Here is a 20543-nt window from a genome sequence, read left to right on the forward strand (position 1 = left end):
AATCGCGAAACGAGGGCGCCGTCCACGAGGCGAATCCGAACGGCCGTCCGGCGTCACCGAACAGGAGAGGTCGAGGGGGCGGCGCGGGAATCCGTTGTGGGCGCTGTCATACCAGCGCCGCGATCCGATCAGAGGATTCGTGCGCCGGATCCCACACGAGCGCGTGCCGGACGACCGGTGCCTCTCGCAGCGGCAGCCGTCGCAGACCTTGGGCCGGTTCTTCCTCGGGGCGCAAGGCGACGACGTCGCCGCCGTACCGCAATTCGGCGGCGAACAGCGACCGGCGGGGCGGCCCGGAGCGTACGCGAGCCGGCTGCCAGCCCGCCGCCGCGCAGTCCGCGAGCAGCGCGTCGTGATACCCAGGGGCCAGCTTCCGTTCGTACAGAAGGAGTTCCAGCCCGGCGAGGTCCTCCCAACCCACGGTGTCCAGCCGAGCCAGCGGGTGAGTGTCCGCGACGAGCACGCCCAGCGGCCGCTCGCTCACGACGACCACCCGCAGGCCGTCCACGTCCTCGGGAAGGGCGAGCAGACCGGCATCGAGCGCGCCGCGACGGAGGAGTTCGAGCTGCCGTGCCGCGGAAAGGTCGTCGATCTCCACCGCTTCCGCGTACAGGGCGGGAAGGACGGCCGCCGGTGCGCCCGGTGTCACACCGATGCGGAGCGGCCGGCCCACGGTGTCGCGGACGGCCCGTGCGCCGAGGTCGGCCTCCTCCAGCATCCGGCGGGCGTGGGGGAGCAGCGCCAGCGCGGCGGCGGTGGGCGTCATCCCCGCCTGGGTGCGGACGAACAACGTCGCGTCCAGTTCCCGTTCCAGCGCGATGATCTGCTGGCTGAGCGACGACGATCGGATGCCGAGGCGCTCCGCGGCGCGAGTGAGATGCCCTTCCTCCGCCACGGCACACAGATATCGAAGACGACGTAACTCCACAGCCGCACAGTAGCCCCGGACCAGGCAGAATCGACGGGGTGAGTGAATGGCGCAACACCACGCACGACTGGGCCGGTTCGGTGGACCTCGACCATCTGGCGCGCATCCGCCGGAACCCTGGGGAGTTCGCCCCCGGCGGGGCCGCGCACCTCGTCCTCGAAGTGCTCGCCTACGCGGCGGAGGAGGCCGAAAGCACCGGCGGCGGGCATGCCGTCGTCACGTTCCATCCCGACGGTTCGATCTCCGTGGCGGACGACGGCCGGGGCACCGACACCCGCGCCGACGGGCACGGCGGGTTCGTGAAGAAGCCGGTCATGTCGACCAAGGATCTGCGTTTCTTCGATTCCCCTGAGGCGCAACGGCTCCCGGACGGTCATCCGCGCCGCGGTGTGTCGGTCGTGGCCGCGCTGAGCGACTGGCTCGTGCACACCAACCGGCGTCGCAACGGTTCCTGGACCCAACGTTACGAACGCGGTGTCCCGGCCACCGACCTGTCGCCGATCGACGACGACGGCACGACCGGCACGACGGTGCGTTTCCTGCCAGGGGAGGAGATCGGCGCGATACGAATGCCGGAGGTGGACGGGTGGCCGCACCTGATCGTGAAGGTCGTCCGATGAGAAAGCGCCTGACGGCGGCGGCCTCGGTCCTGTTCCTGCTCGCCGGATGCTCCGCCGGGCAGGAGCAGCCGCCCGCCAAACCCGTCTACGACCTCCCCGCGCGGGAGGTCCGCCCGGACGAGACCGCGCTGCACCTGCCGCCCGCGCTCAACGGGGAGACCGAGTTCTCCCTCATCGGGCTGGCCGCCGGGCTCCCCAGCCTCACCGGCAGCCACGCCGAGTTCGAGGCGAAGGGACAGTTCGTCCGGCTCCGGCTGGTGGTCACGGGCAAGGGGCTGTCCGGGATCCTCTTCGACACCCGGCGCCAGCAGCTGGTCACCGATTCCGGCGCGGTGATCGCGGTCGACAACCAGGCGATGACGATCAAACGGCAGCCGGACAGGTTCGAGCTGGGGCGCGGTGTGCGGGTCGAGTTCGACCTCTACTTCGACCTGCCCAAAGAGGCGAAACCCGTGGTGCTGCGCGCATTCGGCGGTCCGACGCTGACCGACATGAAGAACCTCACCGGCACCGACATCAAGCTGGCATGAGAAGGGCCCCGCCGCGAAACGCGACGGGGCCCTTCCCGAAAGGCGTCAGACGCCCAGGTCACCACCGAGGTAGGCGGCCCGCACCTGCGGGTCGTCCAGCAGCTCGGCACCGCGGGCGCTCTTGACCACTTCACCGGTCTCCAGCACGTACGCGCGGTCGGAGAGCTTCAGCGCCTGCTGCGCGTTCTGCTCCACCAGCAGGACCGTGGTCCCGCGCTTGTTGATCTCGCGGATGATGTCGAAGATCTGCGCGATCAGCATCGGCGCCAGGCCCATGGACGGCTCGTCGAGCAGCAGCACCTTGGGCTTGGTCATCAGCGCGCGGCCGATGGCGATCATCTGCTGCTCGCCACCGGACATCGTGCCGCCGAACTGGGTCTTGCGTTCGTTCAGCCGCGGGAACAGCTCGTAGACCTCGTCGAGGTCGGCCTTCAGATCGTCCTTGCGGGTGTAGGCACCCATCAGGAGGTTCTCCTGCACCGTCATGCCGGGGAACACGCCCCGGCCTTCCGGTGACTGGCCGATCCCGAGCTCGACCCGCTTGTGGCCGGGCGTCTTCGAGATGTCCTTGCCGTCGAAGAGGATCCGGCCGCTGGTCAGCGGACGCAGGCCCGAGATCGTCTTCAGCGTCGTGGTCTTGCCGGCGCCGTTGGCCCCGATGAGCGAAACGATCTCGCCCTCGCCGACCTCGATGCTCATTCCCTTGAGCGCGGCGATCTTCCCGTAGTGGACGTTGATGTCCTGAACCTCAAGAAGCATCTTCCGCCACCCCCAGGTAAGCCTCGATCACCTTCTGGTTGTTCTGCACCTCGTGGGGGAGCCCTTCTGCGATCTTCTGGCCGAAGTCGAGCACGGCCAGCCGGTCGGCGATCTGCATGACCAAGCCCATGTCGTGCTCGATGAGGAGCACGGTCCGGCCGTCGTCACGGATCTTGCGGATCAGTTGCTGCAGCGAGTTCTTCTCCGCCGGGTTCATCCCGGCGGCGGGCTCGTCGAGCAGCAACAGCTTCGGGTCGGTCGCGAGCGCACGCGCGATCTCCAGACGGCGCTGGTCGCCGTAGGAGAGGTTCTTCGCGGTGTTGTGCTCGACCCGGCCGATGCCGACGAAGTCCAGCAGGTCCCTCGCCAGCTCGCGGCCCCGCTTCTCCTCCTTGCGGTGGATGGGCAGGCCCAGCGTCGCCGAGATCGCGCCGGTCTTGTGGTGCGAGTCCGCACCGACCATCACGTTCTCCAAAGCCGACATGTTGTGGAACAGCCGGATGTTCTGGAAGGTGCGGGCGATCCCGGCCTGGTTGACCTTGAACCGCTTCATACCGTCGATCCGGGTGTCGCCGAAGCGCACCTGGCCTTCGGTCGGCCGGTAAACACCGGTGATCACGTTGAAGACCGTGGTCTTCCCCGCGCCGTTCGGGCCGATCAGGGCGAAGATCTCACCCTGGTTGATGGTGAGGTTGACTTCCTTCAAGGCCGTGACACCGCCGAAGCGCATCGTCACGTTGTCGAATTCGAGCAGCGCGCTCATTTCGTCACCTCCGCCGAAGCCTCGGAATCCGGACCCGCGACTTCGGCGCCCATGGCACCCATCCCGCCCGTTCCTTCGTGTAGTTCCGCCTTGCGCTGCCGCGACGGCAGCAGACCCTCCGGCCGCAGCGCCATCATCAGCACCAGCACACCACCGAAGATCAGGATGCGGTACTCGGACAGGAACCGGAACCGTTCCGGAAGCCAGGCGACCAGGAAGGCACCGAGCATGACACCGGGCAGGTTGCCCGCACCACCGAGCACCACGGCCGCGAGGATGGTCGCGGACAGGATGAACGGGAAGTTGTTCGGCTCGATGAAGACGGCCTTGCTGGCGTAGACCACACCGGCCATACCGCCGAGCATGGCGCCGATGGCGAACGCCAGCAGCTTGAACTTGAACGTCGGGACACCCATCAGCTCGGCGGCGTCCTCGTCCTCGCGGATGGCCGCCCACGCCCGCCCGACCCGGCTCTTGTGCAGCCGCACCGAGAAGATGATCGCGATCACGATCGCCGCGAGGATCAGGTAGTAGTACGGCGCCGGGTCGAGCAGGAACTCGGTCCCGAACATGGGCTCCGGGTGCGGGATGTTGGTGATACCGCGGGCGCCGCCGATGGCGTCGGTGTTCGTCGCGGTGATCCGGACGATCTCACCGAAGCCGAGCGTCACGATGGCCAGATAGTCACCGCGCAACCGGAGCGTCGGAGCACCGAGGATCACCCCTGACATCGCCGCCAGGAAGATACCGAGCACGAGCGTGCCCCAGAATCCCCAGCCGTGCAGGGTGCCCATCACGGCGAGCGTGTACGCGCCGATCGCGAAGAACGCGACGAACCCGAGATCCAGCATGCCCGCGTGGCCGACCACGATGTTCAGGCCGATCGCCAGCAGGATGTACACCCCGACCGGGAAGATCAGGACCGTGGTCCAGTCCGATTCCGGCGACATGAACGAACCGATCGCGGGCGCGGGCAGGATCAGCGCGCCGATGATCAGGGCGATGTACACGCCATAGCGTTGCCAATGCGGAGCGCGTGCCCACCAATCCCGCATGCCGTCCACGGGGTGAAAGCCGGCGCGCGTCGGCTTTCCGTTCTCTGGGGACTTTTCAGCCACTTCTTCGTTGCCCTTCATGCGCGTGCCCGCTGCAGCGATTCACCGAGGATGCCGGTGGGACGGAACATCAGGACGAGCACCAATACCACGAAGGCGGTGACGTCCTTCCAAGCCGAACCGAAGAAGATGGAACTCCAGTTCTCCACCAAACCGAGCACGATGCCACCCAGCAGGGCGCCGCGCAGGTTGCCGATACCTCCCAGCACGGCCGCGGTGAACGCCTTGATGCCGAGGAGGAACCCGATGCGGTAGTCGGTGTTCTCGTACTCCATCACGTACAGCGCGGCGGCGACACCGGCCATCGCGCCGCCGAGCAGGAAGGTGAGGCGCACGATCTTGTCGATGCTCACGCCCATCAGCACGGCGGCTTCGGGATCCTGCGCCGTGGCGCGGATACCTCGGCCGATGCGGGTGCGGCTGACCAGCTGGTCGAGCCCGATCATCATGATCACGGCACCGACGACGACGAACACGTGGTCCGTGCGGACCACCCCGTTGCCGATGTGGAACAGCTCTTCGTGCGGGATGAAGCGCGGCGCGTTCTGTTGCACGCGGCCGGACTTGTCCGTGATCCATTCGATGATCTCGAGGCCGAACAGTTCCTGCAGGAACAGCGAGGCGCCGATGGCGGAGATCAGGGCGGCCAGCCGGGTGGCGCCCTTCTTGCGGAGTGGCCGGTACGCCACTTGCTCCAGCAGCACCGCCGCGCCGCCGGACACGGCGGCCGAAGCGATGATGATCAGCAGCAGTACCGCGATCATCCCGAACACGCCGAGCGTGATCGGGGCGGTGCCGCCCGCGATGGTGATGAGGACGAACAGGGACGTGACCGTCCCGATCATGAAGATTTCGGAATGTGCGAAGTTGATGAGCCGGAGCACGCCGTAGACCATTGTGTAGCCGAGGGCGATGAGGGCGTAGATGCTTCCGGCGACCAGTCCGCCGATGGTGCTACCGAGGAACTGGGCTTGCAGATCTTGAAGCATGACGTGGATGCCTTACGGGACGGGGCGAGGATTTCTTTCGCCACATTTGCGGGAAGCGGGGGTGCTGTGTCCGCACAGCGCCCCNACTAATGGAAGGCAAAACCGAATACCGGCTCACGCCTTCGCGGAACCCGCTTCCGTTAGGTGTTCCTATCTGCTCCGTCAGCCGTTGAGCTTGGCTTCGGTCGAGACGCCGAGGTTCTTCAGGACACCACCGGTGACCTGGTAGATGTTGATCGCGTCCGTCGACGGTTCGCCGTTCTCCTTGAACTTGATCTGCTTCGAGGCGCCCTTGAAGTCGATCGTCTTGAGGGCCTCGTTGATCTTCTCCGGGGTGTTGGCGCCGGTCTTGACCGCGTTGATGATGGCGGTCGCGGCGTCGTAACCCTCGCTCGAGTAGATCGCCGGGTCGACGTTGAACGCGGCCTTGTACTTGGTGCTGAACTCGTCGGTGGAGCCGGCGTCCGGGATGTTGCACGGGCAGCCGACGACGGCCTTCTCGGCGGCCGCGGCACCGGCACCGCTGACCAGCTGGGCGTCGAGCGAACCGTCACCGGTCGCGAAGGTGGCGGTCACACCGCCGTCACGCAGCTGCTTGAGCAGACGGCCACCCTGGGCGTAGTAGCCACCGAAGAGGATGATGTCCGGGTTCGCGGCCTTGACCTTCTGCACGGTCGAGGAGTAGTCCGACGCGTCCTTGGCGAACTTGTCGCGCTCGGACGGGACGTTCTTCTCCTTCAAGGTCTTCTCGAAGTTGTCGGCCAGGCCGACGCTGTATTCCTGGTCGTCCGAGATGATGTAGGCCTTCTTGGGCGACTTCGCCGTGATGAGGAAGTTGGCGATCGCCGGTCCCTGGCTGGCGTCGCTTGCGACGACGCGGTGCCAGTACTTCCATCCGTTCGAGGAGAGGCCCGCGTTGGTGGCCGAGGGCGAGACACTCGGGATCTTGTTCTGTTCCAGCTGACCGCCGATGGCCTTCGACTCACCGGAGAAGGCCGGGCCGATCAGCGCGGTGATCTTGTCCTGGCCGACGGCGGTCGCGATCAGCGACGTCGCCTGCTCGGGCTTGCCCTGGCTGTCGTATTCCTTGAGCTCCAGCTTGATCGCCGGGTTCGTCTTGTTGTACTCGTCGATAGCGAGCTTGGCGCCGTTGCGGGGCGGGATCACGATCCCGGAGTTCTCACCGGTGAGGTCACCCATGAACCCGATCTTCAGCGTGCTGCTGTCACCGCTGCCGGACGAGCTGCTGCCGCCTGCACAGCCCGCCAGCGCCAGCGACGCAGCCGCCGCGACGGCGAAAACCCGTCCAAAACGCACTCCTGACACCGACTACCTCCCATGACCAACCAGCCGCCGGTAGGCGTTGCCCCCGACACAGGGGCTAGGTTAGGGCAGGAAGATATCCCCCTACGCCATGATCTGCCCAGACGCCCATCACTCTGTGTCCACATCGTGACGGTCGAAACCAGAACGAATTGCACGAAAAGGCGAATGTTGCCGGTTGGCGAGTCTTCGCTGGTCACGCTGGGGATTCACCGCTACCACGTTGATCATGCTCGTGGGTAATGATCATGTTTCGGCCGCGTATCTTGCGCTTTTTCAGCTCCTTCGAGCGCGGCCGTTCGTCGTAGCAATGCTGCCCCAAAGGGCGTCAACGGTGCCCGCTCTTCCCTTGTGCGGTGACAACCGATGGTTGTCGTCGCGGTCCGAACGGCTGTTGGATCCCGGCCCTGACCTCGCGATTAGCTGTTCCCATGACGATGAGTACCGAAGCGATCGAAGGCGTGGCAGCAGGAGTTCCGTTCATGGCGTTGCCGCCGTCGGACGGCGAGCGTCCGGCGCCGCTGGTGCTGACGTGGCACCTGCTGGGCGCGCCGTTCAGCGAGGCGGCCATGGCGGCGGCGCTGCCGATGCGGGACCTGCACGCGTGGCGGGTGCACCTCGGGTTGCCGCTGACCGGTAAACGGTTCCCCGAGGACGGTTTCGAGGGCTTCTTCCGGCTCGCGAGCGAGGACAACGTGCTCAACGTCGTCGAACCGCTCACCAGGCAGGTCGAGGCGGAGTTCCCGGCCGCGGTGGCGGAACTGCGCTCCCGCCTGTCCATTGAGGACGGACCGGTCGGGCTGGTCGGCGGTTCGCAGGGCGGCGCGGTCGCGTTGCAGATGCTGACCCACCCGGAGATCCCGGTGGCGGCGGCCGCGCTGGTGAACCCGGTGACCCAGCTGGCGCCGGTGATCGCGGCGAACGAACGGGTCTACGACGTCACCTATCACTGGTCGGACCGGTCCCGCGCGGTCGCGAACGAGTACGACTACGTGCGGCGGGCCGACGAACTGACCGCGCCGGTCCTGCTCGTCATCGGCGAGGAGGACGACGTTTCGATCACCGAACCGGCCGAGGCCCTCCACAAGGCGTTGGGGGAGCGGCGATCCGAGCTCGTCACCATCCCGGGGATGGCGCACGAATTCGCCGAGGCGCCCGGGCTCGAGCCCGCTCCGCAGACGGACCACGCGAAGCTGGTCGACGCCGAGCTCACGCGCTGGTTCGCCCGGCACCTAGCTGTCTGAGGTCGTCGTCCGGCAGCCAGGACCGCGCGGGATCGTAGGTGCACCAACCTTCTTCGTGGCTGGTCCGGCCGGCGAGCGCCAGCAGGCGCCGCAGGGCCGGGCCTTCGCCGCGCCGCCACACCACCGACCACGGGAACAGCGGCGAGGGCTCGAACGGCAGAACCCGCAGATTGAGGTCGGAGGCGAGGTCCATGTCGGCGCCGGCGAGCGTGACCCGCTGCTTCCCGTAGCGAGTCTGTTCCAGTGTGTGTCTGAGGTCGTAACTGACGCCGGAGTCGTCGATCGGGACGTCGAATTCTTTGCATAGGCGTTGCAAATAAGAAAGCCATTCGACCGGGCCGCCCAATTGCGGAATCCAGATGCCTTCACCCCGGAGATCGGACAGTTTCAGGACATCGTTGCCCGCGAGTGGGTGTTCCGGTGCGAGAAGGGCGACCAACGGCTCCAGCCGGACAAGCCGGTGCTCGAGTTCCGCGGGCACTTCGCGGCCGAGGTCCGCGACGCGGCCGAACGCGAGATCGATCTCGCCGCGGACCAGGGGGTCGAGGGCGTTGGCCAGTCCGCGTCCGGCGACGCGCTCGACCGCCAGTGCCGGGTCTCGCTGAGCGATGCGGCGCAGCATGTACATGGGGGAGAGACGTGGATCGATGACGTCGAGGCGGGGCGGGCGGTCCTGCAGGCCCATCGCCGCGACTGCGGCGTCGGCCGCGCGGATCAGCTCGCGCGCGTGCGGGAGGAACCGGTCGCCGTCGGCGGTCAGCTCGACGGATCGGTTGGTGCGCCGGAAGAGCTGGACCGAAAGGGCGTCCTCGAGCTTCCGGACGCGCTTCGACAGCGCCTGCTGGGTGAGGAACAGGGATTCTGCCGCGCGACCGAAATGGCCGTGGTCGGCGGTGGCGACGAACGCGCGCACCTGGGCCGTGTCGAGATCCACGTCCCTGAAGGTACGTGAAGGCTCCCTTCGCGTACTTCAGGGCGCGTACCTCGAAGTCTCGGCGGTAGTGAGGGCCTCCTTGCCTACCCTCAAGGTAGTGAAGGAGGCCTTCACGGACTTCCGGCTATGGGAGTCTCTGGCTCAGTACTTCACTGGTGTCACAACGGCACCGCCAGCAACACGCGGCTCCGCGTGAAGGACCCTTTCATGACACTTCGAGAGCCGGACGAGCTCACATGCCCGGCGGCCGCTCCCGCACCACGCACGTCAGCCGCGCCGTGCACGACCGGCGCCCCTGGTCGTCGGTCAGCACGATCTCGGCGGTCACGGTCCCGCGTCCGACGTGCACCGGCGTCGCGACACCGGTCACCCGCCCGGACCGGACCGCCCGGTGGTGCGTGCACGAGAGTTCGAGCCCCATCGTCGCCTTGTCGGTGCCGGCGTTGAGCGCGCAGACCATCGAACCGAGCGCCTCGGCGACGACGGCGTTCGCGCCGCCGTGGAGGAGGCCGTAGGGCTGGAGGTTGCCCTCTACCGGGATGCTGCCCACGACGCGTTCGGGACCGAATTCGCTGATCTCGAGCCCGAGCTTGTCGTTGAGCTGCTGTCCGGCGAAGGCCGGGTCGATCCCGGCGAAGGATTCGAGGGCTTGTTCGGTCACGCAGAGCTCCTTAACATTCGTGAACCCGCGACCACGATCGCGTCGCCAGGGCGCACGTTATCGAATTCTTCTCACGTCCTGCCCCATGGACGCCCTGCCGCCCCCGATCGCGGGGCCTCCGGCCCGGCGGGTTCCGGTGTCGAGGGGGTCGATCAGCTCCGCCGACAGCCCGCAACAGACACGACAGGTAGGACTGTCAGACCCTCACCCTAGACTCGCTCTCGTGAGCCCGAGTGAGAACACGACCGTTGCCAACGCCACACCCGCCACCGCACAGGCCGAGCGGCCCAAACTGCTGCTGATCGACGGCCATTCGATGGCGTATCGCGCGTTCTTCGCGCTGCCCGCGGAGAACTTCAAGACGAAGACCGGGCAGACGACGAACGCGGTCTTCGGGTTCACCTCGATGCTCATCAACCTGCTGCGCGATGAGGCGCCGACCCACCTCGCGGTGGCGTTCGACCTGTCCCGCAAGACGTTCCGGTCGGAGACGTACGCGGAGTACAAGGCCAACCGCAGCACCACCCCGGACGAGTTCAAGGGCCAGGTCGGGCTGGTCGAGGACGTGCTGAAGGTCCTCGGCATCCCGGCGCTGACCAAGGAGAACTACGAAGCCGACGACATCATCGCCACGCTCACGACACAGGCGACCGCCGAAGGTTTCGACGTCCTCATCTGTACGGGCGACCGTGACGCGCTCCAGCTGGTGACCGACCAGGTCACCGTGCTGTACCCGAAGCGCGGCGTGTCGGAGATGACCCGGTTCACCCCGGAGGCGGTCGAGGAGAAGTACGGCCTCACCCCGGCGCAGTACCCGGACTTCGCCGCGCTGCGTGGCGACCCCTCGGACAACCTGCCCAGCATCCCTGGTGTCGGTGAGAAGACGGCCGCGAAGTGGATCAGGCAGTTCGGCTCCTTCAACGAGCTGGTCGATCGGGTCGACGAGGTCAAGGGCAAGGTCGGCGACGCGCTGCGCGAGCACCTCGGCGCGGTCATGCTGAACCGCCAGCTCACCGAGCTGATCCGCGACGTCGAGCTGGAGCTCGGCCCGACCATGCTCGAGCTGCGCCCGTGGGACCGCGAGGCCGTCCACGCGTTGTTCGACGAGCTCGAGTTCCGCGTCCTGCGGGACCGGCTCTTCGCCACCCTGCAGAGTGCCGAGCCCGAGGCCGAAGAGGGTTTCGAGGTCAGCGGTTCGAAGCTCGCGCCGGGCGCGCTCACGGAATGGCTCTCCGCGCACACCGGCCAGGACCAGCCGGTCGGCCTGGCGTTCCGCACCACCGGGGCCTCGGTCCGCTCCGACCTGAAGGCCCTCACGTTCGCGGCCGCGGACGGTGAGGGCGCGTATGTCGACGTCACCGCGATGGACGCCGAGGACGACAAGGCGCTCACGGCCTGGCTCGCCGACGAGAAGATCAAGAAGATCGGCCACGAGCTCAAGGTCCCGCTGCACGCCGTCCGCGCGCGCGGCTGGACGTTCGCCGGGCTCGTCATGGACACCGCGCTCGCGGCGTACCTGGTCCGCCCTGGCCAGCGCACTTTCGAGCTCGACGACCTGGCCCTGCGGTACCTGCACCGTGAGCTGCGGTCCGAGGCCGACACCGGGGACGGGCAGCTTTCGCTGCTCGACGGTGGCGCCGAGGACATGGAGCAGAAGGAGATCCAGGCCGAGCTGGTCAAGGCCCGCGCGGTCGCCGAACTCGCGGGCGCGCTGACCAAGGAGCTCGAAGAACTGGGCGGCGCGCAGCTGCTCGCCGAGCTCGAACTGCCGCTGCTGCAGGTGATCACCGGCCTCGAAGCGGCGGGTATCGCGGTCGACATCGAGCATCTGACCGATCTGGAAGCGCACTACCTCGGCCGGGTGACACAGGCCGCGGAGGAGGCGTACGCGGTCATCGGCAAGCAGGTCAACCTCGGTTCGCCGAAGCAGCTGCAGGTCATCCTGTTCGACGAACTCGGCATGCCGAAGACCAAACGCACGAAGACCGGCTACACCACCGACGCCGAGGCGCTGCAGAGCCTGTTCGAGAAGACCGAGCACCCGTTCCTGCAGCATCTGCTGGAGCACCGGGACGCGACCCGGCTGCGCACCACGGTCGAGGGCCTGATCAAGTCGGTCGCCGACGACGGCCGCATCCACACCACGCTGCTGCAGACGATCGCCGCCACCGGACGGCTCTCGTCGGTCGACCCGAACCTGCAGAACATCCCGATCCGCACCGAGGAAGGCCGCCGCATCCGCGACGCCTTCGTCGTCGGCGACGGGTACGCCGAGCTGATGACGGCGGACTACAGCCAGATCGAAATGCGGATCATGGCGCACCTCTCGCAGGACGAAGGGCTGATCCAGGCCTTCAACAGCGGCGAGGATCTGCACACTTTCGTGGCGTCGCGCGCGTTCTCGCTGCCGCCGGAGGAGATCACGCCGGAACTGCGCTTCCGGGTGAAGGCGATGTCGTACGGCCTGGCGTACGGCCTTTCGGCGTACGGGCTTTCGCAGCAACTGCGGATCTCGACCGAAGAGGCCAAGGAACAGATGGAGGCGTACTTCTCCCGTTTCGGCGGCGTGCGCGACTACCTCCATTCGGTCGTGGGCGACGCGGCGAAGGTCGGTTACACCGAGACAATCTTCGGCCGCCGCCGTTATCTGCCGGACCTCAACAGCGACAACCGGCAGCGCCGCGAAATGGCCGAGCGGATGGCGCTCAACGCACCCATCCAGGGCAGCGCGGCGGACATCATCAAGGTCGCCATGCTCAACGTGCACAAGGCGCTGACCGAGGCGAAGCTGAAGAGCCGCGTGCTGCTGCAGGTCCACGACGAACTCGTCCTCGAGGTCGCCGATGGCGAGCGCGAGCAGCTCGAATCGTTGGTGCGCCAGGGAATGGGCTCCGCCTACGAACTGGCGGTCCCGCTGGAGGTCTCGGTCGGATACGGCCGGTCCTGGAACGACGCCGCGCATTAGGCCTCGTGAGTGGTAATGACGGTTAGAACCGTCATTACCACTCACGATCGGTAGGGTCTTTCGCGTGACTTCCGAGCGCAGACGCTGGCGGGTGCGGCTGCGCGATCACCGTGGGCGGATCCTGGGCGCCGGGACCATGCTCGACGGCGAACACCTCCTCACCTGCGCTCATGTGATCGAAGGCCACGACGACGTCGCCGTGGATTTCGTGGCGCTTCCCGGCGTGGAGCCAGGAATCGCCACGATTCTCGCGCAGGCGGCGCCCATCGGTGACGACGGCGGGGACATCGCGTTGCTCCGGTTGCGCGACCCCGAGGAACAGATCTCCGGCGCCCCGCTCCACCGGACGGCTCTCGAAGACGGCCAGCGAGTCCGCGCGTACGGCTTCCCGCGCGGTTCGGACGGCATGTGGTCGTTGGCGACCGTCGTCGGCGACGGCGGTCACGGGCTCGAGCGCGTCCAGTTGCACCGCACTCCGGACGCCGAGCCGATCACCCACGGCTTCAGCGGTTCCGCGGTGATCGCCGAGAAGACCGGCCACGTCGTCGGCATGGTCGCCACCCGATACGCGACCGAGGCCGCCCGGGTCTCGTGGATGATCCCCGTCGAGACCATGCTCGGGTACCTGCCTGCCCTGCGCCGCTGGGCCGAAGGCAGCCCCGCGATCGACCCCAGCTTCGTGCAGAACCCGGAACCGCCCGCGATCGATCCGCTGTTCGCCCGCGAATTCGCCCGGTGGCTCGGCGGGCACGGCCGGGCGGACGTCCGGGTGATCATCATGGGGGAGCACGATTCCGCCGTCGCCGCCTCGCTGCGGCGTGCCGTCGTCCTCGCCGACCGCGAACGCGGTGCGGGCCGGACCGACACGGGGCCGACGGTGCCGCCGGTGGGCAGTGTCGTGCTCGCCGTCGACGCGATCGGCAAGACCGCCGACGAGGTACGCCGCCGGATCTCCGACCGGCTCGACGTCGCCGCGGATTCGCCCGCCGGCCGTCACGGGTCCGCCCGCACCGTCGTCGTCTCCGGAATCGACGAAGCTGCCGAGCCCGACGCGCTCGTCGGCGAGGTGCTCGTGCCGCTGGCCCAGCGCGCGCACGAGCTCGGGCTACGGCTCGCGCTGGCCTTCCGCGAGGAGACGTCGCCGGGGGTGGACGTGGTCCGGTCGAGCACGGACGTCCTGCCCGCCGGCGAGGACGACACCGAGGGCCGACTCGCGCTGCTGGGAACCCGATTGGGTGAACTCGACAGCCTGGAGAAGGAGAATCTGAGCGACGTGCCCCGCTTCTCCGACGCCCCGCACGTCCATCCCAAGGCGCGACGGCTGAGAGGCGCGTTGACACAACTGCGTTCGGCGGAGAAGGACGGCGAAACCGAGTGGGTGAAACGGCAGCTTCCAGTCTGCGAGCGAGCCGTGGCCAAGACGGTCGAGCGCGCCCGCGACCTTCGTCGTCTCCTCGACGAGAACCTCGCGCGGCGCGCGGAACTGCGCGCCCGGCTCGACGCGTACGGGGAGATGGCTCGTAACAGTGGCCTCGTCGAAGACGTCGAACTGGATGCCGCCTACGCACCCGCCTGGCGGATGCTCTTCGAAGGACCGTGCGACCTCGCGGCCGCGGCGGCGGCCGTCGAGCGGTACGCGGACACCGTACGGAAACGGATCGACGGATGACGGCCTGCGGACACGACGGCTGCCCGGGTGTGCTCGGCAAGACCGGGTTCTGCAAGATCTGCGGATTGCCGCCCGGGACACCGGAAGAGCCCGCGCCGCGGGAGAGACCGACCCTGGTGATCCCCGGCCCCGGCGAGGCCCCGACCAGGATCACCAGCACGGTGGTCACCCGTTCCCAGCAGATCGCGGGCCACGCGAGCGCGGACGACCGGGTCCCGCTGCCGGTCGTCGAACTCCCGGACGTCGCGGGCCGCCTGCTCACCGAACCGCATGTCCCGGAGGAGGAACGGTTCTGCGGCAAGCACGGATGCACGGCCACTCCGGTCGGCCGCTCGGTCGGCGGCGGACCCGCGCCCGCCGAAGGGTTCTGCCCGGTCTGCCGGACGTCGTTCTCCTTCGCGCCCAAGCTCGCGGCCGGCGACGTGGTCGACGGCCGGTACCACGTGCTGGGCTGCGTCGCGCGCGGTGGGCTCGGATTCGTCTACCTGGCGACGGATTCCGGTCTCGGCGACCGGTACGTCGCGCTCAAGGGCCTGATCAACACGAACAACACCGCCGCCGTCCGGATCGCGGAGACCGAAAGCCAGGTGCTCACCGCGCTGGACCATCCGAACGTCGTCCGGATCCTCGACGTGGTCGAACACGAGGACCTCCGCTACATCGTCATGGAGTTCGTCGACGGGCTTTCCCTGCGGGAGGTCAAGAACCGCGGCCGGGCCGGGCTGGACTCCAGTGAAGGACGGCTGCTCGTCGAGCACGTCGTGGCGTACGGGCGCGAGATCCTGACCGCGCTCGACTACCTGCACGGCGAGGGCCTGCTGTACTGTGACATGAAGCCGGACAACGTGATCCACGGCGAGAAGCGGATCAAGCTCATCGATTTCGGCGCCATCCGCAAGATCACCGACGACGAAAGCCCGATCGTCGGCACCGAGCACTATCAGGTCTCGCCGCGGGAACGGGCGGAACACGGGCTCACCGTCCGGTCCGACATCCACACCGTCGGCGTGACGCTGCGGGAGCTCTTCCAGGCCAGCGACGGCTGGTCGGTCACCACCGACGCGCGCGGTGTCCGGTTCGGCATCGAATCGTTCCTCCGAGTCCTCGACCGGGCGACCGCCCCGTTCGAACAACGGTTCGCGACCGCGCGCGAGATGCTGGTCCAGCTCGACGGTGTGCTCGGTGAGATCCTTTCCTTGCGGGACAAGCAATCCAGGCCCGCCGCCTCGACGTTGTTCACCGAAGGGGCGGTCCTGCTCGACGCGGGACTCGGCCAGGCGCCGCCGCTGGAGCACTGGACGCGGGGGACACCCGTCTCGCTCGGCGCACGCCCGTCCGCCGCGGAAATCGCCGTCGGTCTCCCGGTGCCGCGCGAGGATCCGGACGACCCTCAGGCGAACTTCCTCCGCGCCGTCCGCGCGCCCGACGCCGCGCGGCTGCTGAAGAAGCTCGACAAGGTGCCGGGTTCGGTCGAGGTCGAGTTCCGCCGGTGCCGGGCACGGCTGGAACTCGGGGCGACCGTCGAAGCCGCGCTGGCGGTGGCGGAGGCCGAACGGCTGCTCGGCGAACGCGCCGCCCATGACTGGCGTGTGGCGTGGCATCGGGGCCTGCTCGCGCTCGGCGCGGGCGACTTCGCCGCGGCGAAGGAGAAGTTCACCGCCGTGTACCGCGACATCCCCGGCGAGGAGCCGCCGAAACTCGCGCTGGGGCTCTGCGAGGAGCACCTCAACGGCGCGGCCGCCGCCGAGCGGTACTACGACGCGCTGTGGGTGCGGGACCGGTCACAGGTCAGCGCGGCGTTCGGCCTCGCGCGGGTCCGGCTGCTGCGCGGCAACCGCGCCGCCGCCGTCGAAATCCTCGACCAGGTCCCGGAATTCTCGCGTTACGACGAGGCGGCGCGGATCGCCGGGGTGCGGGTGCTGTCCGCGCCGATGCCGGGGACGGGTGACCTCCCGGCGTCGGCCGAACTCGACGACGCGGTGGTCCGCCTGACCGCCCTGGATCTCGACGGCGACTCCCTCGACAGACTGGTGACGGCCGTGCGCGAGACCGGGCTGGCGGGGGTGCTCCTCGGACAGGACGGGATCACCGACGGCGAGATCCTGCGCGCGGACGAGACGGGTGCCCGCACCGTGCTGGACAGGTCGTACCGGCGGCTCGCTCGTCACGCGCCCTCGCCGGAAGCGCACGACGTGCTGATCGATCTCGCCAATTCCGTGAGACCGGTGACGTTGGTGTGAAAGGGGACTGATGAGCGGGGAGCCGAGTCTGGGTCTCGAGGTGCACCAGAACAAGTTCCTGGCCGAGGGGGACCGGGCGATGACCGCGATCGTCCGGGTCGTCTCCCGCGGCGGTGAGGCGGCCGTGACCACGACGGCCGCCGAAGTCCTGATGATCGACTGCTCCAGTTCGATGCGCTTCCCCAGCACCAAGATCGGCGAGGCCCGGCGGGCGGCAGCGGCGGCCATCGACGTCCTGCCCGACGGCGTGCGGTTCGCCGTCATCCAGGGCACCGACCGCGCGAAGATGATCTACCCGGCCGAGGACGGCCTGGTGACCGCGTCCGCGGCGACCCGCGCGGAGGCACGCGCCGCCGTCGAGCACCTCGCGGCCGTCGGCGGCACCGCGATGGGCGCCTGGCTCGCCAAGGCACGCGACCTCTTCGACCTCGTGCCCGGCGCCGTCCGCCACGCGATCCTGCTCACCGACGGCCGCAACGATTCGCAGACCAGGGCCGACCTGATGAGCGTGCTGAACAGTTGCGAGGGCCGGTTCGTCTGCGACGCCAGGGGGATCGGCGACGGCTGGGAGCCCGCCGAACTCACCCAGATCGGCCGGGTGCTGCGCGGGAACGTCGACTCGGTCGTCGAGGACGACAAGCTCGCCGAAGATTTCCGGCAGCTGGTCGAGAGCGCGATGACGAAGGTGCTGCCCGAGGTCCGGCTGCGCATCGGCACCATGCCGTTCAGCAGGCTGCGATCGGTCAAGCAGGTGTTCCCCGACGAGTACGACCTCACCGACCGGTGCCAGGAGGTCGCCGTCCGCGAGCAGGAGCTGTCGCTCGGTTCGTTCGCGAGCGACGAGACGCGGGATTACCAGCTGATCCTGGATCTCGATCCGGACCTCGAACCCAGCCATGGGCAGGATCGTCAGCTGGCGTGGACGGAACTCGTCCCCGTGCCGGGAGCCACGGTCGAGGAGGACGCGCTGGCCATCGCGGGGAGGTGGACCCACGATCCGATCCCGCCGACGCTGATTCACCCGATGGTTTCGAAATACGCCGCCCAGGCCGATCTCGGTGAGGCGCTGATCTCCGGCGGCGACGCCTACGCGGCAGGAGACCGCGCCGGGGCCGAGCAGGCTTGGGGCCGGGCGGTCGCCTTGGCCACCGCCGCGGGCGACGAAGAGACGCTGAGCCGTCTCTCGGGAGTCGTGGAGATCGTCGACGGCGAGAAAGGGCTCGTGCGTCTGCGGCCGGACGCGACGCGCAGTCACGCGTTGCACGTCGTCATCCCGTCGAGGGTTTCGGAAATCGCTCTTCCACAGGAAGATCGGCCGATGCCCGAAGGAACACCGCTCACCTGCGCCGCCTGCCCCGCGCTTTCGCCCGCCGGGGCGAACTTCTGCGTCGGCTGCGGAAGACCGTTCGGCGAGGCGGTTTCGTGACGGCCACCCGGGTGCGGCTGGTCCGGCTCCGGACCGCCCTGCTGGCGCTCACCCTCGCGGTACTGGTGGTGTCGCTGTGGGCGTTCCAGAACGTCCAGAACACGGCGGAGACCGTCCGCGACCGCACCGCGCACGCGGTACTCGAAGTGACCGCCGCCCGGGCCGCGCTGGTGGCCGCCGACGCCGCGGCGATCGCGAGTTTCGCCTCCGGCGAGGCGAGACTCGCCGGACCGGGGCAGGAGTACTCGAATCAGCTGGCGCTGGCGAGCCAAAGTCTCGCTAGGGTCGCGGAGTTCAACCAAGCGGGTGAGGAAGGCGGTAACGCGCTTCAGGTGATCGAAAGCCAGGTCGCGGCCTACTCGGGCTCCATCGGGCAGGCCGACGTGCACTTCCGTCAGCCGGACGCCGCCGTACTGGGCGCGGTCGACCTCTGGCACGCCTCACGGCTGCTGCACGCTCCCGGCGGTGTCCTGGAGGAGCTGGAAGCGTTGCAGGGCAGGCAACGCGAGGCGCTGAACCGGCAGCTGGCGTCCACCGGGATGAGCCTCGCGATGCTCCCGCTGTGGCTTCTGCCGGTGCTCGCCCTCCTGGTGCTGCTGGTCTTCACCCAGCTGTACCTGAGGAAACGGTTCCGCCGCGTGGCGAACGTCCCGCTGCTCGCGGCGACCGTGCTGATCGCCGCCATCGGGGTGGCCCTGGTGTTCACCTTGATCAGCCGGGGCAGGCTGGACTCGGTCGGAGAGCGGCTCGACGGCGTCGCCGCCGCGCGGGCCGCGCAGATCCAGGCGGCCGACGACGACGGCCAGCGACGGCTCGCCGAGCTGCTGGCCGGGTACTGCGACGAGGAGCAGGGATGCGGTGTGACCGTCGACGGGTTCCGGGAGCGGGTACGACAGGCCACCGCGCCGGCGACCGACAACACGCGGGTGGCCACGGCGGGCGCGAGGGCGGTGGCGGCCGACGCCTCCGCCGCGGCCGAATCCGGCGGGCGGGAATTCCTGATCCCGGCCGGCACCCTGCTCGCGGGCGGGCTCGTCCTGCTCGGCCTGCACGCCAGGATCGACGAATACCGGTACCGCCCGTGAAACGCCTGCTGGCCGTGGTGATGGCGCTGACGCTCGTCGCGGGCGGCTGTTCGGCGTCGGCGGAGGACGGGCCGGTCGTCGTCCTCGCGTCCTGGACCGGGGAGGAGGAGAAGTCGTTCCGTCAGGTGCTGGACGCTTTCAAGGCCGACACCGGGATCGACTACCTCTACGAGGGCACGCGGGCCGTCGACCAGGTGCTCGCTTCAGACGTCCAGCGTGGCACGCCGCCGGACGTGGCCGTCCTGCCCAACGCCGGGGTACTGGCGAAGTACCAGAAGTCGGGTGCCCTGCTGCCGCTCGACGAAGACCTCTCCGCCGCCGTGACGCGGTCCTTCAGCTCGCCATGGGTCACCCTGCAGAAGATCGGCACCGAGCAGCTGTACGCGGTCGCGGTGAAGGCCGATCTCAAGAGCCTGATCTGGTACGACCCGGCGCGGATGACCGGGATCCGCCCGACGACGTTCGCCGCGCTCCGCGAATACTCCGCCGGGCTGACGGCGGCGGGCGGCACACCCTGGTGCGTCGGGATGGGCGCCCCGCCCACCTCGGGCTGGCCGGGGACCGACTGGATCGAAGACATCCTGCTGCACTCGGCGGGCCCCGACAAGTACCGGCAGTGGGCGTCCGGCGGCCTCGAATGGAGGTCGCCGGAGGTCAAACAGGCCTGGCTGGACTGGGGTTCCGTGCTCGAACCCACCGCGATCCGCGGCGGTACCGCGGCCGCGCTGCTGACCGATTTCGGCGACGCGGGCAAGCCGATGTTCACCGACCCGCCGGGCTGCGCGCTCGAACACCAGGCGTCGTTCATCATGAGCCGGTACCAGAACTTCCTGCGGCCCGACGGGACGTTTCCCAAGCCGGGTACCGATTTCGACTTCCTCACCTTTCCGGGGCGGGACGTCTCCGAGGTCGCCGCCGACCTCGCCGGGATGTTCCAGGACACGCCCCAGGCGCGGAAGCTGATGGAATTCCTCGCTTCGGAGAAGGCGCAGCGGGTCTGGCCTTCGATTCCCCGCGCGAACGCCTTCTCCGCCAACCGGAAGCTCGGCCTCGACGTCTACCCGGACCAGGTGAGCCGGAAGGTCGCGGACACGATCACCACGGCGTCCGCGCTGTGCTTCGACGCGTCGGACCTGATGCCCGCGACGATGACCGGCGCGTTCCACCGTGCCGTCCTGGAGTACCTGAGCAACCGGGACCGCCTGGACATCCTGCTGAGACAACTCGACGACGTCCGGGAGAGCATCCAGCCCGGCGAATGGTTGAAAATCCATTGTGGACAGTGAGGAGCA

General features: G+C 68.5%; 17 protein-coding genes. 9 read left to right on the top strand and 8 right to left on the bottom strand.

Features of this window, described 5'->3' with window-relative positions:
• Positions 1–106: 106 nt before the first annotated feature.
• Entirely contained in the window at positions 107–895 is a 789-nt protein-coding gene (locus LCL61_RS20110; protein ID WP_340688269.1) for a LysR family transcriptional regulator, read from the bottom strand.
• A 71-nt stretch (positions 896–966) separates the two neighbouring features.
• On the opposite strand from LCL61_RS20110, the gene LCL61_RS20115 reads away from it, so the two are divergent.
• Positions 967–1548, top strand: coding sequence for an ATP-binding protein (locus LCL61_RS20115; RefSeq protein ID WP_340688270.1), 582 nt, complete (start codon positions 967–969; stop codon positions 1546–1548).
• On the top strand, positions 1545–2078 hold the full coding sequence (locus LCL61_RS20120) for a hypothetical protein (RefSeq protein WP_340688271.1): 534 nt from the start codon (positions 1545–1547) through the stop codon (positions 2076–2078). Before LCL61_RS20115 ends, LCL61_RS20120 begins: the two co-directional genes overlap by 4 nt.
• A gap of 45 nt (positions 2079–2123) precedes the next feature.
• On the opposite strand, the gene LCL61_RS20125 is transcribed toward LCL61_RS20120, so the two are convergent.
• The 5 genes from LCL61_RS20125 to LCL61_RS20145 form a co-directional block, all read right to left on the bottom strand.
• Positions 2124–2837 carry an ABC transporter ATP-binding protein gene (locus LCL61_RS20125; RefSeq protein WP_016335497.1) on the bottom strand — a complete coding sequence of 238 codons (714 nt, stop codon included), beginning with the start codon at positions 2835–2837 and terminating at the stop codon, positions 2124–2126.
• On the bottom strand, positions 2827–3600 hold the full coding sequence (locus tag LCL61_RS20130; RefSeq protein WP_340688272.1) for an ABC transporter ATP-binding protein: 774 nt from the start codon (positions 3598–3600) through the stop codon (positions 2827–2829). Before LCL61_RS20130 ends, LCL61_RS20125 begins: the two co-directional genes overlap by 11 nt.
• Positions 3597–4736 (bottom strand): branched-chain amino acid ABC transporter permease, encoded by a 1140-nt coding sequence (locus tag LCL61_RS20135; RefSeq protein WP_016335495.1) that lies wholly within the window; start codon positions 4734–4736, stop codon positions 3597–3599. The genes LCL61_RS20130 and LCL61_RS20135 overlap by 4 nt, the downstream gene beginning before the upstream one ends.
• Positions 4733–5704 (bottom strand): branched-chain amino acid ABC transporter permease, encoded by a 972-nt coding sequence (locus tag LCL61_RS20140; RefSeq protein ID WP_340688273.1) that lies wholly within the window; start codon positions 5702–5704, stop codon positions 4733–4735. Before LCL61_RS20140 ends, LCL61_RS20135 begins: the two co-directional genes overlap by 4 nt.
• Positions 5705–5866: 162 nt before the next feature.
• The gene (locus LCL61_RS20145; protein WP_340688632.1) at positions 5867–7021 is read right to left on the bottom strand and encodes a branched-chain amino acid ABC transporter substrate-binding protein; all 1155 of its coding nucleotides are present in this window, start codon (positions 7019–7021) and stop codon (positions 5867–5869) included.
• A gap of 437 nt (positions 7022–7458) precedes the next feature.
• On the opposite strand from LCL61_RS20145, the gene LCL61_RS20150 reads away from it, so the two are divergent.
• The gene (locus tag LCL61_RS20150) at positions 7459–8271 is read left to right on the top strand and encodes an alpha/beta hydrolase family protein (RefSeq protein WP_340688274.1); all 813 of its coding nucleotides are present in this window, start codon (positions 7459–7461) and stop codon (positions 8269–8271) included.
• On the opposite strand, the gene LCL61_RS20155 is transcribed toward LCL61_RS20150, so the two are convergent.
• Both LCL61_RS20155 and LCL61_RS20160 read right to left on the bottom strand, forming a co-directional pair.
• Positions 8237–9205, bottom strand: a complete 969-nt coding sequence (locus tag LCL61_RS20155; RefSeq protein WP_340688275.1) for a LysR family transcriptional regulator — start codon at positions 9203–9205, stop codon at positions 8237–8239. The two genes, LCL61_RS20150 and LCL61_RS20155, sit on opposite strands and share 35 nt — an antisense overlap.
• 232 nt (positions 9206–9437) lie before the next feature.
• Positions 9438–9866 (bottom strand): PaaI family thioesterase, encoded by a 429-nt coding sequence (locus tag LCL61_RS20160; RefSeq protein ID WP_125682237.1) that lies wholly within the window; start codon positions 9864–9866, stop codon positions 9438–9440.
• Positions 9867–10089: 223 nt separating this feature from the next.
• Between LCL61_RS20160 and polA the strand changes: the two genes are divergently transcribed.
• From polA to LCL61_RS20190, 6 genes are all read left to right on the top strand, one after another.
• Entirely contained in the window at positions 10090–12831 is a 2742-nt protein-coding gene (gene polA / locus LCL61_RS20165; protein ID WP_340688276.1) for a DNA polymerase I, read from the top strand.
• 64 nt (positions 12832–12895) lie between these two features.
• On the top strand, positions 12896–14500 hold the full coding sequence (locus tag LCL61_RS20170) for a serine protease (protein WP_340688277.1): 1605 nt from the start codon (positions 12896–12898) through the stop codon (positions 14498–14500).
• Positions 14497–16740, top strand: a complete 2244-nt coding sequence (locus LCL61_RS20175) for a serine/threonine-protein kinase (protein WP_340688278.1) — start codon at positions 14497–14499, stop codon at positions 16738–16740. Before LCL61_RS20170 ends, LCL61_RS20175 begins: the two co-directional genes overlap by 4 nt.
• 10 nt (positions 16741–16750) lie before the next feature.
• Positions 16751–18166 carry a VWA domain-containing protein gene (locus LCL61_RS20180; RefSeq protein ID WP_340688279.1) on the top strand — a complete coding sequence of 472 codons (1416 nt, stop codon included), beginning with the start codon at positions 16751–16753 and terminating at the stop codon, positions 18164–18166.
• On the top strand, positions 18163–19251 hold the full coding sequence (locus LCL61_RS20185) for a hypothetical protein (protein WP_340688280.1): 1089 nt from the start codon (positions 18163–18165) through the stop codon (positions 19249–19251). Before LCL61_RS20180 ends, LCL61_RS20185 begins: the two co-directional genes overlap by 4 nt.
• Positions 19248–20537 (top strand): ABC transporter substrate-binding protein, encoded by a 1290-nt coding sequence (locus LCL61_RS20190; RefSeq protein ID WP_340688281.1) that lies wholly within the window; start codon positions 19248–19250, stop codon positions 20535–20537. Before LCL61_RS20185 ends, LCL61_RS20190 begins: the two co-directional genes overlap by 4 nt.
• Positions 20538–20543: the final 6 nt, after the last annotated feature.

It is taken from the genome of Amycolatopsis coloradensis (assembly GCF_037997115.1).
Classification (GTDB): Bacteria; Actinomycetota; Actinomycetes; order Mycobacteriales; family Pseudonocardiaceae; genus Amycolatopsis; species Amycolatopsis coloradensis_A.

Coding starts and splice junctions, on each gene's coding strand:
- LCL61_RS20175 (WP_340688278.1), top strand. CDS start 14,497: ATGACGGCCTGCGGACACGACGGCTGCCCGGGTGTGCTCGGCAAGACC.
- LCL61_RS20135 (WP_016335495.1), bottom strand. CDS start 4,736: ATGAAGGGCAACGAAGAAGTGGCTGAAAAGTCCCCAGAGAACGGAAAG.
- LCL61_RS20130 (WP_340688272.1), bottom strand. CDS start 3,600: ATGAGCGCGCTGCTCGAATTCGACAACGTGACGATGCGCTTCGGCGGT.
- LCL61_RS20125 (WP_016335497.1), bottom strand. CDS start 2,837: ATGCTTCTTGAGGTTCAGGACATCAACGTCCACTACGGGAAGATCGCC.
- LCL61_RS20180 (WP_340688279.1), top strand. CDS start 16,751: ATGAGCGGGGAGCCGAGTCTGGGTCTCGAGGTGCACCAGAACAAGTTC.
- LCL61_RS20140 (WP_340688273.1), bottom strand. CDS start 5,704: ATGCTTCAAGATCTGCAAGCCCAGTTCCTCGGTAGCACCATCGGCGGA.
- LCL61_RS20150 (WP_340688274.1), top strand. CDS start 7,459: ATGACGATGAGTACCGAAGCGATCGAAGGCGTGGCAGCAGGAGTTCCG.
- LCL61_RS20120 (WP_340688271.1), top strand. CDS start 1,545: ATGAGAAAGCGCCTGACGGCGGCGGCCTCGGTCCTGTTCCTGCTCGCC.